Source organism: Pantoea sp. EEL5 (genome assembly GCF_049892805.1).
Taxonomy (GTDB): domain Bacteria; phylum Pseudomonadota; class Gammaproteobacteria; order Enterobacterales; family Enterobacteriaceae; genus Pantoea; species Pantoea ananatis.
Genome location: NZ_JBNDNJ010000001.1, coordinates 940,516 through 956,864, shown reverse-complemented (window position 1 = coordinate 956,864; position 16,349 = coordinate 940,516). Strand labels below are relative to the sequence as shown.

The following is a 16,349-nucleotide window of genomic DNA, read 5'->3' as shown; positions in this document are numbered from 1 at the left end:
GTGACATCAGTGCGGATGAATAGCCGCAGGCCAATCCGGCAAGGCCACCCTCTAAAAATCAAAATCATAGCTAAAATTTATGCCGACCATCGAACGCACCGGCGAGATTGCACCCTCTCCCTGAGAGGTGGTTTGTAGCAAAATAAACGGTTTCGCAGTGATGTGCGTACTTAATGGATAACGGCCTTCAGTCCAGAGCGACACGCTATTATCCTTGAGACCGTAAATCAGGTTAACTTCCACACCCCCCTGGGTAAAACGCTCAATGCTGTCGAAACGCACGGAAGCGTAGTAACGGCGCAGGTAAAAGTTCTGCATCAGCTGTGCTGAACTGCCTAAGGTGCCGACCCACGGATTACCCTGACCCAGCACCTGCTGCAAACGCGGATTTGTCAGCGTCCGGGCAGATGAGTGCTGTACATCAACCCATTGATTCCATTCATCACGGTTCATCCCATGCCCGTTATAATAAAAGCTGCCCTCCAGACTGCCCCCTTTCTGCAATGCGTAGCGTAGCGTTAATAACATCTTTTGCCAGTTATGCTGCCGGGGATCCTGACGGTTACGATATAACGCGGGTAATTGCGTCTCTTCGTCAATCGGAATCGCCGGGCTAACCTGTGTCAGCTGAGGAATATCACGATCGCCACTGAGCAGGTATTCACTATAAAGCGTCCACTGCTCTCCGATGCCCTGACTCAGTGTCGCCCCCCAGCGCGGTCGTTTACTGCTGGTTTTTTCTGCGAGCAGGCTACCTTCGATATCATCGAGCTGCCACAGACCGCGCAGTGCTGCCTGTTGAGCGTTACCCCACCCCTGCTCATCTTCGGCTTTGGCCAGCACGAGGTCGAAATCGCCGCTGTCACTGCTCGCCTGCCAGCGGAGCATCGGCGCGCCCTCACGCTGGAAATCATCCATGCGGTTAACGCCCAGTGTACTTTTCGGCTGCGTATAGCGACCGAAAATATCGATCGGATGGTAAACGCTGTCCTGGCTCCAGCGCAGATAGACTTTACCCGCCGTGAGGCGCTGAGTCTGTTCGGTGTTCATCAGGGTGACGCCCCCTTCCAGCAGCCGGGTGAGCCTGTTATCCGTGTGGTTTTCATGCTCCCAGCCCGAGGCAACGCCGATAAACCCCTGTAAATTATCCTGATAAAAGAACTGAGAGGAAAACATCACATCCGTGTCAACGCCTGCCCGCGTCGCGGGGCTGTAGCGGTCAGGTGAGAGCGGAGATGCGTCGTTATATTCCTTTACTCCATAGCGTCCCTGCGCAGAGAAGTGCGACTGCCAGTCGATCGTCTCACTGGCAGCACAGGCAGACGACAGGCAGAGTACAAACGCCGTCTGATAAATTCCCGCTTTACGCATCCGCAGTAAACACCGGATTAAACACACTTTCTGACTGCATCAGATAACGCACTTTTGCCGCTTTTGCTAGCGTCAACGGCAGTGTGATGCCCGCGAAATAGTGCGCCGTCGCATATTTTCCTTCCCGCAGGATCTGATTATCTGATGTCTGCGCGATGTCTGCCGCTTCAATAAGGCACCAGCCGATAATCACTTCAGCGACAATCTCCATCATGATATTGGCGCAGGCTGGCACGGCGAGCATCTGCCCCTTGCGAACATAGTCGCCCACCTCCAGCAACGTTGATTTCATGACGGATTGCGCCTGCCCCAGCTTATCGGCCATCGCGGACAACGCCGGCTGTTTTCTGGCCTGAGTGATAAACGCGGAAATCCGCTGATTCAGTTCCTGGAGCCCGTGCGTGTCACGCAGTCCCATTCCGAGCTTGTCCCGCAGCAGAAACTGCGCCTGAATGTGGTTAGTCCCTTCCCATATCGATAAAATTTTACAGTCTCGTGCATACTGCTCAACCGGAAATGCAGAAAGATAACCGTTGCCGCCCAGTACCTGAATAGCATTTTCAGCCACCGTCCAGGCGTTATTGGAACAATAGGCTTTCACCAGCGGTGTCAGTAGTTCAAAAAAGGCCAGCTCCTGCCGGGCCTCCTGCTCTTCTTCACGCGCTTTCGCTATCAGATAACGTGTCTCCGCCATGCCTAATTTGCCAAGCAGAGCACGGCAGCCTTCCGTGAGCATCTTCATTTCACTCAGCATACGCTGCACATCCGGATGAGAAACAATCGGCAATGAAGGTGCCTGGGCGCTCATTGCCCGATCAAACTGTTTGCCCTGAATGCGCCGGCAGGCATAGTTCAGTGCGTTGAGATAGGCACTGGAAGCCATTCCAAGCGCGTAGATTCCGGTGCTGATACGCGCTGGCGTCATCATGCTCAGAAGCTGTACCAGTCCGATATTCTCCCGCTCACCCATAAGATAACCGTAACAGGGCCCCTGTTCACCAAACCGGAGATGCGTATTGGCGCACCCTTTTAACCCCATCTTTCGCACCACTTCACTGCATCGCACCTGATTGTCTTTCCCGCCGTCAAAACGCGGAACAATAAAACAGGAGAGTCCCAGCACGCCGGATGGCCCATCTTTAATGCGCGCCAGCACAAACCAAACCATATTCTCGGTGAGTGAGTGCATACCGGCAGAGATAAAGCGTTTTTCACCTCTGATCAGATAACGCCCGTCCTCCTGCCGTTCTGCCTGAGCTGTGATACGGCTGAGGTCGCTGCCCGCCTCCGCTTCGGTAATGCACAGTGACGAAGTCCAGCGGTATTCAGCCAAGGGGGGCCCGTAGCGTTCCAGCTGCTGCGCCGTGCCGAAACGCGTAAGCAATTGCAGGGCCGGACCGTTGAAACCGACATAGGTCATAAAGGCTGGATGCGCCCCCATAAACATTTCCAGCACCGCATACTGAATCAGCGGGGGAAGCCCCAGGCCGCCCTGCTCGTAGGGCTTGAGACGCACGCCCCACTCTTCGCGGAACCTTACCAGCAGCGCCCGATAGCATTCAGGCACCTGTACCTCTCCCGCCGCGTCCAGGAAGCACTCCTGACGATCGGCTTCCTGATAGCTGGCTGACAACACGTTACTGGCGAAATTCGCCGCCTCTTCTAATAACGTATCTACCCGCTCACGGGTTAACCAAGGGTAGTCACTTTTCAGGCAGGTTTCTGTCTGATTTTGCTGCCAGATCACAAAGCGAATATCGTCCAGCGGCGCCAGATAAATAGGTAAATTATTCATAGTCATTCCATGTACGTGAACACTGAGAATGCAACGTCATTTCAGTGAGAAAGTATTGATTATCGATATAACGGTATTGGGGATCGCAGTAATCAGGAGGCGTGCCGGGCAGCACACGGCTTGCCGGAACCGGCACAGTATGGGGCTTGTCCCGCGGCACCACACCGGGCACGGATTTAGCGGTTCGCACCACCACGCAGCCAATGCGCCCGCCTGCCGCCAGCGTCGTCATAAACAGCGCACCGGAACGGCACTGCGCAACGTTGCGATGCAGTTCATGCAGTGGCTTGATGGCCAGCAGATGAAGAGTGTCGGTTTCCATACTGGGCAACCGCGTCAACTGCCCCATCAACTGCGGAAACCAGTGTAGTAAACCGGCCAGCAGCTGATCTGACCAGCCCGTGGCAATCGCGAATGAGACCCAGCCAGCTGCCCGATCATCGCCCAGACCGGCGGCCAGCCAGGCACCATAGCGTTTGATCAACTGTTCAGTGCCTCTGAGTCCCGCAGGTTTGGCGAACAGCGCACAGGCCTCAAGCACCACCTCACCGGGCTTTGCCTGGCACTTTTGCAGCACCATTCTGGCGATGCCTGGCTGGACGGTCAGTCCCTCTCCGCCATGGCCCAGCCCGGCACAGTCAAGCCGTTCCTGAATAAAGGACGCCGGGCTTTCGATAACCCAGATTTCGACGTGATGACAGGGACTACGCTCAAACTCAAGCAGTGCCGCATACCAGCTCGCACAGGCCAGGGAAACAAAAGCCCGACGCGGTGACGGCTGGCAAAACGTCTGTTGCAGAGACCAGGCTGCAATATCCTGCTGCTGCATGACGCCCAGTTCGCCTGAGCTGCAAAACAGGATGAGATCCAGCGACTTTGCGCCTTCTCCCGGCGCGGGTAGCGCATCCGGCATCTCGCCCTGCGAGGAGAGTGGAAAAATGTGTAAATCGCGCAGCACAATGTCACTCATCGATGGCCACAATGTTCAACTGATGAAGAAATCTGACCAGCACATCCCACCCATCCTGAGACTGAAAGGAATGCTGTGGAAACCAGCGAAGCCGGAGGTGATTACGACCACTTTCCAGCGGGTGGCGAATAATCGACTCTTCAATAGCCAGCACGCTAAAGCCGTCGAGAAAGAGCCGCTTTGCTTCTTGGTCAACCTGATGAAGCAGAAAAATGTCATCCTGTAGCAGCCGCGCAGGGAGGCGAAGTCCCCCCGGCATCATTGTCGTCATAACACAGCGATTAAGCGGTTGCAGATGCAAAAATGCCGCATTAACGATCTCTTCAAGCAGATCATATTTTTCCTGAAACCCACAGAATACCGGTGACTGAACTGCCGGTTTCTCAATACGTCCCAGTGAGGTGTAATCCTCTGGCGTGGTCATCGGCAGCACCCGAGCATTGGCACGATAAGCGCGAAAGGCATAAGGCGAGCGGTTCAGTTGCCCGTTAAAAAGATGATTGCACTGCATCATTTCGCCTCCCGCCAGTTAAAGATTCCATCGGCGGCCAGCGTAATATCGGCCATTGTCCAGTAACCGTTCAGGGCGACCGACGTCGCCAGAAAACGCTGACCGGATGAGGCATGTGGAGCTTGCTCTATCAGAGAAATCCACGGATCGGCCCCAAAACAGTGGCCAAAGCGCGGATGCAGATCCGGTAGCATGTCGGCATCCGGTAATAGACGCTGGAATAGCTGGGTGACGGCCTGAGGAAAAAAGGGGAGCGCCAGCTTGTAGTCAGGCTTATCAGCCAGTGCGTTGCGCACGGCAATGCTGAACTCAGCGATAAAATTGCTGGTTTTCGCCACATTGACCGTGACACATTGATGCGCATTGGTCTCCGCACGAAACAGCAGCGTGACGATGCCGAAACCTGAGTTGCCCCAGTTGGGATTGGCACGCCAGAAGGCGAGATCCATCAGGTTGAGATCGACAATCGTACACATCACATAGGGTGACGTACGCGGATGACTCAACGCCTGGCGCAAACTGTAGCCCCAGCTGGCGCACTCATAGGCATTGATCAGCATATCCGGCACGGCGTCGGTGTATTGCGCGATCTGCTCCACCAGCGTCGGCCAGTTCACCAGTTGGCGGGAAAAAGCCAAATCCATAATCGTCGAACAGACAAAATGGCGATCCGGTATCGGCCCCTGCCATCCCTGCAAAGCATACGCAATCTGTTCACCCACCGCTTTAGCCAGTACCGGAGAGAGATTTTCCAGCCTGTCGTCTACCGACAGCAGCGATTGCGGGTAGCGGATAAACTCAGCGCGAACCAGCTCAAGCTCAGACATAGTGACCTACCCGATGCCGCTGGCAAATTTCCATCAGGCAACGATAAGAACTGCCTTCCATTTTTGTGAATCCCAGTAAATCGCGCTGATCGCTCAGTAATCGGACGCGCTGCTGTTCAACCAGGTCAAACAGCAAGGCATTAGAGGCAAATTTCAGTGCCATCACCTCATCTTCTGAATAACGATTAAACACCTGCTGAGCAGAGAGCGTGCGCGTTACGCTGAGCAAATATTCACGCGCTTCATCGTGCTGGCTGTCAGGTGTCAGACGTTTTTGTTGCATCAGCCAGTGCAGATGATGCATCAGCGAGGCGACAAAACGCGGACGAACATAGGTCAGAAACTGTTTAACCGCGATTAATCCGCCACGGCGTAGTGCCCAGTCGTGGCTACCCGGGAAGACGCCCTGACAGTTGCCCAGTTGAACATGGCCATCCAGCCAGCCAGACCCCACTCGCTTTCGCTGCCACTGCGCGCAGGTTTCAGGCGGTATCAGCCAAGCCTGAGGCACCATCTGACCCGGGCGTGAAAGGATAACAATGGCGAACGCGCAGGTTAATGCCCCGATGCCCCACTCTTTATCGAGCGTAATCTGCAACGCGCCCTGCGCATCACTCACTACTTGGGAACGCCACTGATGCAGCGATGGCCCACCGCTGTCGGTCATCAGGAAAGCCCCCGTGCCGCCGGCACTCACCCACTGCGCCACCTGCTCTTGCTGCCGGTCGCTCCCGGAAAGCTGCAACATAATATGGCCAAAAAGACCGATAATAAGGTTGAAGTAAGGCCCCAGCCCCTCCTCGCGCACCGCCACTACGTAGCGATCAAGTAAAGGCAGGCAGTCTATCGCCGGTAACGGGAATGAGGTGGCAGACGCCGCCAGCGGTTTCAGGGGCGTCAGCGAATCCTCAATAATCATGCGCGAGTCAAGATGACGCAAAACGCTGCGGAAAATCATCTGGCGCACCGATTCCGGCATCGGTTGATAGCCTTCAAGATGGCGGGTAATCAACTCGCCCAGATGCAACATATCCGAAACCGTTTCAGGAGATAACATACTGAGCCGCCTCCTTTAATCCGAGAAAGCGATTCACGGTATAGGTGCTGTAGTAAGCGCCGCAGTAATCAAACAGCAGAATATCCCCTGGCTGAATATCTTCACCGGCATAGTGGCCAATCACGTCGTCACGACTACAGGTAGAGCCGACTAAAATCGTCTTCTGATTGCTATCTACGTCAGGCTGGAGGCGATCGTTTAGCCGCACCCGATAAGGCTGGCGCATTTTACGAAAGCTGTTTTCAGTCTGGCACAACAGGAAGCTCTGATTCATGCCGCCGTTGCAAATGGCGTAATGTTGATCGGCAATGCGTTTGGTTGCCACCACCGTAGTCATAAAAACGCCGCAGGAAGAGAACGCTGCGCGACCGGCTTCGTGTACCAGCGAGATATGTGCCGGGAAACGTGCCAGCCATTCACGATAAGCAGGGAACAGCGATTGATGCTCCCACCACTGTTCGCTAAAACCACCGCCCAGGTTAATCAGCTCAATGGCTCCACCGTAAGCCGCTTCAATATGGGGCAGTAACGCCAGTGCTGCCTCGGCAATCACATTGGCGAAGCGATGAAAGGTGTGGGAACCACCAAACAGATGAAATCCTTTAAGCTGAACTTTTTCATGGTTCCGGATGAAATGCGCCGTTTCGATCAGACTCACCAGATCCATGCCAAAATGATCTTTACGAATAGCAGGCGCGTCGGGCACCAACGCTGCCACGACGCCGACGTTACAGCGTAGAATGACTGGCTGAAGCGGACGATTACCGGAAAGCGCAATCAGCTGCTGAAGCTGTTGCGGGCTGTCAATAATAAAAAAAGCCTTTGCGGCAATGCCGGCACGCATCAGATTTTTATCCATTGACGGATTATTAATATATATTTTTTCGCTATTCGCTACCAGATTCAGCTCATTCAGCGAAGCGACTTCAACCCCAGCATTACGATCGGTCAGACGCAGATTAAGATCGGTGCCGGGGTTCGCTTTAACAGAGAGAATAACCGGCGTCCCTGTGCTCTCTTCCAGCGCATTAATATTATTTCGTAGCTGCTCAGGATCGTAAATATAGCAGGGAGAGTCAAAGACGAATTTCCCTGCCACTAATCCCTCTTTAATTCGGCTAATCGTGGTTGTCATGTCAGTCTCAAATTTTTGAACGTTAAAGAAAATTCACCAGCTCTTTTTTATTAATTTTTCCATTCTGATTCACCGGCCAGTTTTCAATGAATTCAATCCGTGCTGGCAGCCAGGAGGAATCAAAGTGCTCGCTAAGCCAGCTGACCAGTAACGGTTTCTCCAGAGTGGCAGCGGATCTGACAAACAGGCAGGCCTGTTCATTGCCGTCCTCGTCGTGAATACCAATGACGGCACAATCCGTCACCTGCGGATGCTTTTCGACGATTGCTTCAATAGTGCGCGGATAGAGACAAAACCCCGCCTGCTTGATTAACTCTTTTGCACGTCCCCGGAAATAGAAATCACCCTCTCCGTCGTAGCTAAAGAGATCACCGGTGGCCAGCCAGTTATCATCGCGATAGTTTCCAGTAATAATCTGCGCCCCTGCACTGCTCTCCGGATGGGTATATCCCTGCATTACTGATGCGCCACGCACATACAGCTCGCCGATTTCGCCAGGTTTACATTCATGAAATACCTGTTTTTCGCTATCTCCTGACGCAATAAACACTTTGGCTTCCAGGCCCGCCATGGGTTTGCCCACAGAGTCCGGCTTGCGTTCTGCCTGACTGACAGGCAGAAACATCGCCCGTTTTGACTCCGTCAGCCCATACATCAACATCACGCCCGCAGCCGGGAACAGGGATTTCAGATCGCGCACGACCTTTTCCGGCATGTGGCCGCCAGTATTAGTGATTAATCGCACGCAATCCGCCTGACGTTTCAGGGCATTACCCAGTTTCGCCAGGCCTGCACCCAGTGCCGGAACCAGCGGCAGCACGGTGGGTTGCTCCTGTGAGATGAGTTTCAGCAGCTGCATCGGATTACAGGCGGCAGGCGCAAGGATGACGCGGCAACCCACATAAAATCCGAACAGAACCTGATAAAGTCCATAATCGAAGTGCAGCGGTGGAACGGATAGCAGCGTATCCTGCGGCCGCAGTTGCAGATAACCGGTGACGGATCGCAGCGCTGACAACACATTGGCATGAGACAGCATGATCCCTTTGGGTACGCCAGTGCTGCCTGAACTGTAAATAATCAGCGCCAGATCGCTTCCGGTGACGCGCGGCGCCGTAAGGTAGATAAACGAGGCGGGCTTATCCGGCGCCGCACCCGACTGCCAGCACTGCGTAGCCGCATCCAGGATCGCCTTTGCGCCGCAATCCTCTGCAATAATGCGTAACGGCGCTTCGCGGGTCTGCGGGGGCAGCGGACAGATGACGATGCCGAGATGCCAGGCCGCGACCATAACAGCGATGCTCTCAGCACCGGGGGTCGTCAGCAGCAGTAATCGATCGCCGTGCTGCAATCCCTTCTCTTTAAGAAGAACGCACCAGTACTCAATGCGCGCTAGGTTTAAAGGTTCCCCTCCTGCCATCCTGATATCAGGAAGGGGATGCCTTGCCGATAATTCAGCGTAAATATCCGCAAGTGAATGCAACATATATCCGGTCATAGTTCCCTCTATTATTTATCGTAATAAAAATGGGCAAATGGATTACTGTGGCAGGCGATGATAAAATCGCTCAAGATAATTAAGTGATGTCATGGCACAAATCAGGCTGCTCAGCCTGTGATCCTGCTGTTTTTCGTTACGCCGGAATATTTTCCCGGGTGAAAAGTCGACAAGCTGATTAATAAATGTCGCGCTCATATTTAGTTGCACGGCACGACAATAAAGATTCGCCGCTTCCGGTGAGTCTGATGAAAAATTTTCATTATTTAATTTTACGCCCATATTTTCTTCATCAATGCGGGGGCAATGATAATAGTTGACGGCTTGCTGATAGGCCGTCGCCACCTGCTGAATAACACGCTGCCTTTCACTGATTATCAGGTGCCTGATCCATTCACCGTCAAAAGCCGTCTCCGGCGGCGAAAACCAGCCGGAAATTTCCGGGTAACGAACCTCGTTCCAGTAGTGTTGCAACGATCGCTGCGCCGCGCGTCTGATCCAAGGCTGTTTAAAACGCGTCGCTGCCCGCAGCGTCTCCGGGTCAAGATCGTAGCCGAGATGAACATGGCAGGGTGCTGACCGCTGGCGACCTAAACGAAGCAGTAATCTGAGTAATCCTGGATCTCCATGGGCTTCGCCGGTCAGGGCTGCAAGCTGGGGAATGACATTGATCAGCATGGCATTATCGGAAAGCTGGGGCTGCGCCGGAATGTTACCCGCCCGGCCGCTGAAGCTGACACCGATCGTTTGCGGTGACGGCGCGGCAGAGGCTGAACAGGTGTACTCCAGCTTGGCGTCGCCATAACGCCAGACAATAGCGGCTCCGGGCGCTAACTGATAAATCCCCTGATAAGGCGTGCGTGGCGCAGCAACAAAACCGACCACGATAAGGTCAGCAACACAGCGCGGATCAAAACGGGTCTTGTCCGTTCCGCACATCTTAAGCAGCTCTGGCAGGCGCGTGGAAAAGAGAATACGCTGCTCATCGGCTGCGTAATAGACCGATTTCCGGCTGTCCGCCGCATGTTGCAGCGTGAGCGTTTTCTCATCTGCAACCCACTGAATCGTCAGTTCACGGCTGTTTTCAGCCGCAGAAGATCTCGCGACGATGCCCCCGGCAGGCGTTCCATCGGCCCAGCGTAATGTCATTGCCTGCGCTGGAAAGGCAAAAGTGAAATAGCCACAGCCGCCGCTCTCAATGTCCATATTATTCCCTTATTGCATTCCGCCTTGCGGCGTAACTGTAGCCCGAAGCCAGTGTCCCATCAGCGTGGCCGCCATCGCCAGGATACTGAAATGTCCCATTCGCGCCAGACAGCGGCTCTCCCGCAGCAAGCCCGGTGCCAGATGCCAGTTCAGCAGCGTGAACACCGCATCCGGCAGCATTACTTCATCTTCCTGCCCGACCATCAGCCACACCGGCACCCTGATTCGCTCCAGGCTCTGTGTCAGGTCACGACAGCGATAGCTTTGCAAAAAACGAAAGCTATAGTTGCGCCAGGGCTGTCCGGCATCACGCCGCACCTGTAAAACCCGGATGTGTTGCAGCGCGCTAAACGTTCTTCCCAGGCCATGGCGCAGCAGAGAGTAACGGAACTCCTGATTCATCCTGAGCTGCGACGCCGGATGCGGAGCAGGTTTACGGTGATATCGACCGTAATAGATAAACTGGTAAGCGCGCTGGAGTTCGCGGTCATACTCCATATGACCAAAAAACACCGGCGCCAGCAGATATAACGCCACCACCATCGGATCTGGCCGTGTTGCCAGGTAGCTGATGGCCAGAGAACTGCTCCCCGAATGGGCGGCCAGTACCACCGGCAAACCGGGATGATTCTGCTGCAACGCAGCGATCATATCGCTCAGGTCGTCCTGTAACTGCCCAATGTAAGCCACATCGCCCTCCACCCCCTGAGACTGGCCCTGTCCACGCAGATCAGGGCTGTAGACTGTCACCGCACTCGATTTCGCCAGGTGCTGACAGCATGAGACATAATCTTCACTGGTTAAGCCAAATCCAGGCAGCAGCAGCATCACGCTTTGCGCCGTGGTCATGCTGTAGTGACGGTAATGGAGTCTGCAACCATCACGCATCAGAAAAGCCGCGTTATGGCGGTCATGTTTCATCGCCATCACTCCCGGATAACCGCATTCAGCAGGTTTTCTTTTTTGAAAATCCCTGCCGGGAAGGTTCTGGCAGTAAACTGGCTTAATTGCATGATGGTGTAACGGTCTGGCTGCACCGGGTTAATCAACCGCAGCCGCTCTACGCGCGGTTTGCCTGCGGTAGTAACATAGTTTTCATAATGAATCTCTTTGATCAGTTTTTGCGATGCCGTGTAGTGAAGACTGATGCTTGGCAGCGAACTCAGCGGATCGATCAGGTACACTACGCGCTGATAGCTTTGCCGACTGTTAGTCGCCACCAGCGTCAGCGCGATATAGCGTTTTCCGTCCCGCTCGACATCCTGCTGCTGTTGCAACTGGTAGTCTGCAAAATTGGTATTAATCACATCGCCGTTACTGGCTTCGCCCAGTAATCGCTGGCTTGGCGAGACACGCAGCACACGTTTTGATGAGGGCAGTGTTAACCACATGTTATCTCCCTCAACCAGGATACGGCGACCTGCGGAATTTTGCGGCTGCCGGAACAGAATCAGGATTTGCTGATGCGACTGAAACAGCACCTCAAGCTGACTCTGCGCCTCCGCTACCTCATTGCGATAAGACGTCACCTGTAATGAAAAGCTGAAGCTGCCAGACAGCCCGCGCAGGTCGCTAATCTCTCTGAACCATTCGCTGGCACCTTTCTGTACCGCCATGGCAGGGGCGCTGATCAGCATCAGCGCAATCAGGCACGCCAGCCATTTGCGTAATAAAAAAGAGGACGCCAATAAAATGTTATGCATGATTAAGTGCTCTTGTAATAACGAGTCTGCCCGCCCGCAGCGCAGGTAACAGACTGCAAAGCAGGGATACCAGCACACTGACCACAAAGGCGGTCAGACACTGATGTACCGTCAGCAGGATGCGTAAAGGGTACGTCACCGTATTGCCCGGCGGCGTTGGCATCATCAGACCGGAGTGGTTGAGCAGCAGGGCGAGGATCCACGCTAGCAGTAATCCCGCGAGGCCCCCGATAATCCCTAACATTCCGCCTTCCATCACGAACAGGGCAACCACATCGCCTCTGCTGGCGCCAATGGCCCGGATAACCCCGATTTCACGGGTTCGCTCCACCACATTCATGGATAAAACATGAGAAATAGCAAAGGCCGCGACCGCCAGCAAAATGACATTCACAAAGGTGAAAATGGCGGAAAACAGGGCAACAACCTGGTGATAGTAGGTCGCCAGCTGTGACCAGCTGCGGACTTCTATCCGGTCGGCATCTTCTGTCAGCTCACGGGTGAGTCGCTGCATGACCCGATCGGTTTGCTGCGTATCTTTCAATAACACCACGATGCGTGTGGCTCCCCGTGTCAGCAGGAACGTCTGCACCAGAGCAAGATTAGCGTAAGCTGTCCGCAGATCCCGCTCTTCGACGCCGGTGGTGACAATACCGGCCACGGTGACATCCATCGCATTGATGGTCTGATTAGACGCGGTGCCTAACAGCGTCAGAGAGTCGCCCGGGTGCACGTTAAGCGCTTTTGCCAGTGCGCCACCCAGCAGAATACCGTCACGCTGTTCAGGGAAAAGATTGTTGCCTGACTGCAACTGAATGGCTGAGCTCAGCGTCGCTTCTTTATCAGGATCGATGCCAATAAGGTGTGATGACATCTGCGCATCGCCATTGGTGATCAAAATGTCGGTTTCCAGCCTTTCCGTAATGATGACCGCTTCCGGCTGTCGCGCCGCCTGTGCCATGATCTGTTTCTTCAGTGGTTCAGGCAGCAGCATGCTGGCGTCGCTTAACGCACCAAATTGATTAAATCCTTTACTGAAAAACTGAATATGCCCCAGTTGCGAACGGATCATGCTTTCCCGCAGCCCCTGATACATCGATTCACAAAAGCCGGAAAAGAGTAAAATAGCCGCCAGAGCCAGGGCAAGATTGGTCACAGAGACCGTGGTCCTCCTTTTGTTACGCAACAGATTACGTACGGCGAGTTTGCAGCGGATCATCGCATCGCCTGCCCTGTCAGCGACAGATGCTGACGTATAGCCTGACTGGCAAAGAACAGACAATCGAGATGCGTGCTGTTTGCAATGACACCGAAGCGCAGCGCTTCGTTGCCATGTTTTTCAGCGAACTCACGCATCGCATCTGCGCTGAACAGCTCATCTTTTTCAGCAGCCAGCAGTAAAACCGGTAACGGCAAGGCCGCCAGCTGTTTAGCCGGATAGCGTGGTGTCAGCGCATTGGCCATGTTCACACTGTAATGCTGAACAAAATCTGGCTCAGAGGCTTTAACGTCTGGCGGAAAATTCAGTGCCACGGCCGGATAGTTGCCAAAAAGCAAGCCACCGCTTAACGCATTAATGACGAAAGGCCACTGGCGCACTTCAGCAAATGGAACCGTCACCCCGCTACGCCGGACTTCGCTGGCGAAAGGCCCGAGTTCTGGTGCTATTAATATCAGGCTATCTGCATGAGATTGCGGACGATGGCGGGTGAAATAATTAATTAACATTCCGCCACCGCTGGAATGCCCCAGCAGGTGAAGACGCGCCTGAGGGAAAAACGCGCGCAGGCTTGTCAGCAAGGTATCCACATCACGCCAGATGCGGTCAGGGCGGGCAACCTGACCTTTAGCGCCGAGGGAACCTCCGTGACCGCGAATATCCACCAGGCAGACAGCTGTGGTGTCATCATGTAGTTGACGGGCAAGAATGTCATATCCGGCATCCAGATGAACGCCGCCCCCGTGATAAACGATAATCACGTCCTGCGTAGCATGCCGGGGCGGGTAAAGCCGGTAGCGTAGCCCATCCATCCGCGCGGTATTCACGCGTTCCGACTGAGGTAGCGTCGCGTCAAGCCGATCCGCCTGCTGGTTGAACTGGTCAAAATCAATCACGATAAGCGTTCCCTGTGAAGTATGCCTGCCGGTAAAGCGCTCTGCGGCAGTTACAAATGCTTTTTAGCTCGTTCACTCCATTCTCCTCCCGCCAGGGCAGCCGCACGCTGCCACAGTAAGGTCGCCTGGGAGGGATCATCGGAAACCACGACTTCGCCCAACTGATAAAGCACCATGGCACGCAGCGACTGCGTCTCTTCCGTCGCCGGAATGGTCTCTATCAGCCAGTGGTAGTCCTGCCGTGCCAGCGCGCCTTTGCCTAAAAAAGCCGGGGTGCGGCTGGCGGTGATAGCACGCTGTAAACGCGGCCCGATATTCTCAGGCTCTTTGAGCACGGCGCGATCGAGCTGGCGAAATCCGCGATTGACCAGCGCCATTGCCTGCATGCCGTCGATTTTGCTGTTGCCCGCCTGGATACAGTAAAGACTGCCCTCAATCGCCATCAGCAACGCATCATCCGGTAACGCGTGTCGGGCCTGCTCGATCGTCAATGCGGTCTGTTCCTGCTGTGGCGCGTCTGCCGTGGTGGTCAGCGCGACGCTGACCAGCGCCAGCTGACGCCACTGCTGCTCACTGCGTTGTTCAGCCGGTATCTGTACCAGCTGCTGCTGCATCACCCGTTGCTCACTCTCGCCAGCCGGTATCGCAGGAGGATAGTGCAATGCGGGCTGAGCATGGGCAGACAGAGCCGTCAGCAGAAATAGAACGCCGGCAATAATATTATTCATGCGTCACCTGCTCTTTACCGTCCTGCATCACCAGCAGTTTATCCGCCCATGGCGTCAGCGACCGATCGTGCGTCACCAGCACCACCGCCACCTGATGCTGCTGGCAAAGGTTTTTCAGCAGTGCCATCACGCTCTCTTTATTTTTGCTATCAAGATTGGCCGTAGGTTCATCTGCCACAATCAGCGTGGGATTACCGGCCAGCGCACGAGCGATTGCTACCCGCTGCATCTGACCGCCTGATAATTCATTCACTCTGGCATCACGCTGATCGGCCAGTCCCACTGCGGCTAACAGCGCCCCGGCTTTTTCCGTTGCCTTCTCCACCTTGCGCAGATCAAGGGCATAGCGCACATTTTCTATGGCGGTCAGCACTGGAATAAGGTGGAAGTCCTGAAAAATAAAGCCGATATGCTGCTTACGTAGCGCGGACAGCTGACCGTCACTTAGCTGACTGACATCAGCGCCAAACAGCGTCAGCTGGCCTGAATCGGGAATATCCAGCGCGCCGCACAAATTCAGCAAGGTACTTTTTCCGCTTCCGCTTTCCCCGGTGATAATCAAAAACTCCCCGCGACTGAGCGTAAACGAAACCGATTTCAGCGCCTGAACAGACTGCTCCCCACGCAGGTAAGATTTTCCAGCCGCCTTCGCACAGATGATCTCATCGATATCAGCCATGCTCAGGCAACTCTTTCATCTCTTGTTCCAGGGCATCGCTTTCCTGCTGAAGCCATGCCGGATGGAAACCAATCTGCTGATACGCCTGCCACGCCATTCTGGCGTTAGCCTGGGCTGAGACCTGACTTTCTTCATCGCCTTCATCAGCAAGATAGAGCGAGAGACGCGTCAGGCCGAGCCAGGCGGACGCAGCCAGCGGCTGCGGGATACCATGACGGTTAAGAACCGGCGTTATACGGTGTGAAATAATCTGTGCATTGGCTGCGCTATCGCTGATATCGGGAACCGAAGCAAAAGCCCATAGTGCAAGAAGCTGAACGTCAAACTGCTCTGGCACCTTATCTGACACACTCTTTAACTGTGTCAGCGCCTGTTTTAACTGCCACAGCTTACGCTGACCAAACAACAGATCGAGACGCGCACCTGCCTGTTTGACTTCAATCGCTGCCGCCAGCGCGGTCAGAGAGTCACTTGCGCCCTGTTCTGCGCGGGCCTGCTCAACCATTGCAGCTGCCTCATCGAGGCGATTGTGCAGGAAGTAGATCATCGCAATGCTCTGGGCATCTTTCTCTGTCACGCTGGACGTTGCGCCATCAGCTATCAGCGACTGTTCTGCGGTGCTAAACGGAATTTCAGCAAATTTTATGGGCGCAGCACCGGAAATCCAGGCAATAACGTTGCCAATCACAAAGGTGATTAATGTTACGCGCAATGCGATAAAAAGCGGTTTCTTATTCATGATATTCATAGGATG

At 54.4% G+C, this 16,349-nt stretch carries 16 protein-coding genes; all 16 read right to left on the bottom strand.

All coding sequences use genetic code 11. The features are described from left to right. Positions 1–51: 51 nt before the first annotated feature. Positions 52–1,371, bottom strand: coding sequence for a hypothetical protein (locus ACPXSQ_RS04650; RefSeq protein ID WP_426142963.1), 1,320 nt, complete (start codon positions 1,369–1,371; stop codon positions 52–54). Next, positions 1,364–3,166, bottom strand: a complete 1,803-nt coding sequence (locus tag ACPXSQ_RS04645) for an acyl-CoA dehydrogenase (RefSeq protein ID WP_426142961.1) — start codon at positions 3,164–3,166, stop codon at positions 1,364–1,366. The genes ACPXSQ_RS04650 and ACPXSQ_RS04645 overlap by 8 nt, the downstream gene beginning before the upstream one ends. Continuing rightward, the gene (locus tag ACPXSQ_RS04640; RefSeq protein WP_426142959.1) at positions 3,159–4,136 is read right to left on the bottom strand and encodes a hypothetical protein; all 978 of its coding nucleotides are present in this window, start codon (positions 4,134–4,136) and stop codon (positions 3,159–3,161) included. Before ACPXSQ_RS04640 ends, ACPXSQ_RS04645 begins: the two co-directional genes overlap by 8 nt. Further along, positions 4,129–4,650: a hypothetical protein gene (locus ACPXSQ_RS04635; protein ID WP_128392146.1), complete on the bottom strand. Its 522-nt coding sequence runs from the start codon at positions 4,648–4,650 to the stop codon at positions 4,129–4,131. The genes ACPXSQ_RS04640 and ACPXSQ_RS04635 overlap by 8 nt, the downstream gene beginning before the upstream one ends. Then, a complete protein-coding gene (locus tag ACPXSQ_RS04630) occupies positions 4,647–5,474 on the bottom strand; it encodes a hypothetical protein (RefSeq protein WP_009090672.1) in 828 nt (275 codons plus the stop codon). Before ACPXSQ_RS04630 ends, ACPXSQ_RS04635 begins: the two co-directional genes overlap by 4 nt. Further along, entirely contained in the window at positions 5,467–6,531 is a 1,065-nt protein-coding gene (locus ACPXSQ_RS04625; RefSeq protein WP_426142955.1) for a hypothetical protein, read from the bottom strand. The genes ACPXSQ_RS04630 and ACPXSQ_RS04625 overlap by 8 nt, the downstream gene beginning before the upstream one ends. Beyond that, complete coding sequence (locus tag ACPXSQ_RS04620) at positions 6,518–7,666, bottom strand: hypothetical protein (protein WP_089528623.1); 1,149 nt, start codon at positions 7,664–7,666, stop codon at positions 6,518–6,520. Before ACPXSQ_RS04620 ends, ACPXSQ_RS04625 begins: the two co-directional genes overlap by 14 nt. A gap of 22 nt (positions 7,667–7,688) precedes the next feature. Next, positions 7,689–9,086 carry a class I adenylate-forming enzyme family protein gene (locus tag ACPXSQ_RS04615; protein ID WP_164886569.1) on the bottom strand — a complete coding sequence of 466 codons (1,398 nt, stop codon included), beginning with the start codon at positions 9,084–9,086 and terminating at the stop codon, positions 7,689–7,691. Positions 9,087–9,206: 120 nt separating this feature from the next. Next, on the bottom strand, positions 9,207–10,370 hold the full coding sequence (locus ACPXSQ_RS04610; protein WP_426142951.1) for a hypothetical protein: 1,164 nt from the start codon (positions 10,368–10,370) through the stop codon (positions 9,207–9,209). A gap of 9 nt (positions 10,371–10,379) precedes the next feature. Beyond that, the gene (locus ACPXSQ_RS04605) at positions 10,380–11,291 is read right to left on the bottom strand and encodes an alpha/beta fold hydrolase (RefSeq protein ID WP_426142949.1); all 912 of its coding nucleotides are present in this window, start codon (positions 11,289–11,291) and stop codon (positions 10,380–10,382) included. A 5-nt stretch (positions 11,292–11,296) separates the two neighbouring features. Further along, positions 11,297–12,073 carry an outer membrane lipoprotein-sorting protein gene (locus ACPXSQ_RS04600; protein ID WP_009090678.1) on the bottom strand — a complete coding sequence of 259 codons (777 nt, stop codon included), beginning with the start codon at positions 12,071–12,073 and terminating at the stop codon, positions 11,297–11,299. Continuing rightward, on the bottom strand, positions 12,066–13,292 hold the full coding sequence (locus ACPXSQ_RS04595) for an ABC transporter permease (RefSeq protein ID WP_426142947.1): 1,227 nt from the start codon (positions 13,290–13,292) through the stop codon (positions 12,066–12,068). The genes ACPXSQ_RS04600 and ACPXSQ_RS04595 overlap by 8 nt, the downstream gene beginning before the upstream one ends. Then, positions 13,289–14,188, bottom strand: coding sequence for an alpha/beta hydrolase (locus tag ACPXSQ_RS04590; protein ID WP_426142945.1), 900 nt, complete (start codon positions 14,186–14,188; stop codon positions 13,289–13,291). The genes ACPXSQ_RS04595 and ACPXSQ_RS04590 overlap by 4 nt, the downstream gene beginning before the upstream one ends. A 50-nt stretch (positions 14,189–14,238) precedes the next feature. Continuing rightward, positions 14,239–14,916: a hypothetical protein gene (locus ACPXSQ_RS04585; RefSeq protein WP_426142943.1), complete on the bottom strand. Its 678-nt coding sequence runs from the start codon at positions 14,914–14,916 to the stop codon at positions 14,239–14,241. Beyond that, the gene (locus ACPXSQ_RS04580; RefSeq protein ID WP_125311371.1) at positions 14,909–15,595 is read right to left on the bottom strand and encodes an ABC transporter ATP-binding protein; all 687 of its coding nucleotides are present in this window, start codon (positions 15,593–15,595) and stop codon (positions 14,909–14,911) included. Before ACPXSQ_RS04580 ends, ACPXSQ_RS04585 begins: the two co-directional genes overlap by 8 nt. Continuing rightward, positions 15,588–16,343 carry a hypothetical protein gene (locus tag ACPXSQ_RS04575; protein WP_089528614.1) on the bottom strand — a complete coding sequence of 252 codons (756 nt, stop codon included), beginning with the start codon at positions 16,341–16,343 and terminating at the stop codon, positions 15,588–15,590. The genes ACPXSQ_RS04580 and ACPXSQ_RS04575 overlap by 8 nt, the downstream gene beginning before the upstream one ends. Positions 16,344–16,349 lie beyond the last annotated feature (6 nt).

Bases quoted from the DNA above. Each gene is read 5' to 3' on its own strand.
- ACPXSQ_RS04595 (WP_426142947.1), bottom strand. From the start codon at position 13,292: ATGATCCGCTGCAAACTCGCCGTACGTAATCTGTTGCGTAACAAAAGG.
- ACPXSQ_RS04625 (WP_426142955.1), bottom strand. From the start codon at position 6,531: ATGTTATCTCCTGAAACGGTTTCGGATATGTTGCATCTGGGCGAGTTG.
- ACPXSQ_RS04600 (WP_009090678.1), bottom strand. From the start codon at position 12,073: ATGCATAACATTTTATTGGCGTCCTCTTTTTTATTACGCAAATGGCTG.
- ACPXSQ_RS04630 (WP_009090672.1), bottom strand. From the start codon at position 5,474: ATGTCTGAGCTTGAGCTGGTTCGCGCTGAGTTTATCCGCTACCCGCAA.
- ACPXSQ_RS04610 (WP_426142951.1), bottom strand. From the start codon at position 10,370: ATGGACATTGAGAGCGGCGGCTGTGGCTATTTCACTTTTGCCTTTCCA.
- ACPXSQ_RS04645 (WP_426142961.1), bottom strand. From the start codon at position 3,166: ATGAATAATTTACCTATTTATCTGGCGCCGCTGGACGATATTCGCTTT.
- ACPXSQ_RS04620 (WP_089528623.1), bottom strand. From the start codon at position 7,666: ATGACAACCACGATTAGCCGAATTAAAGAGGGATTAGTGGCAGGGAAA.
- ACPXSQ_RS04650 (WP_426142963.1), bottom strand. From the start codon at position 1,371: ATGCGTAAAGCGGGAATTTATCAGACGGCGTTTGTACTCTGCCTGTCG.
- ACPXSQ_RS04580 (WP_125311371.1), bottom strand. From the start codon at position 15,595: ATGGCTGATATCGATGAGATCATCTGTGCGAAGGCGGCTGGAAAATCT.
- ACPXSQ_RS04575 (WP_089528614.1), bottom strand. From the start codon at position 16,343: ATGAATATCATGAATAAGAAACCGCTTTTTATCGCATTGCGCGTAACA.
- ACPXSQ_RS04640 (WP_426142959.1), bottom strand. From the start codon at position 4,136: ATGAGTGACATTGTGCTGCGCGATTTACACATTTTTCCACTCTCCTCG.
- ACPXSQ_RS04635 (WP_128392146.1), bottom strand. From the start codon at position 4,650: ATGATGCAGTGCAATCATCTTTTTAACGGGCAACTGAACCGCTCGCCT.
- ACPXSQ_RS04605 (WP_426142949.1), bottom strand. From the start codon at position 11,291: ATGAAACATGACCGCCATAACGCGGCTTTTCTGATGCGTGATGGTTGC.
- ACPXSQ_RS04585 (WP_426142943.1), bottom strand. From the start codon at position 14,916: ATGAATAATATTATTGCCGGCGTTCTATTTCTGCTGACGGCTCTGTCT.
- ACPXSQ_RS04615 (WP_164886569.1), bottom strand. From the start codon at position 9,086: ATGGCAGGAGGGGAACCTTTAAACCTAGCGCGCATTGAGTACTGGTGC.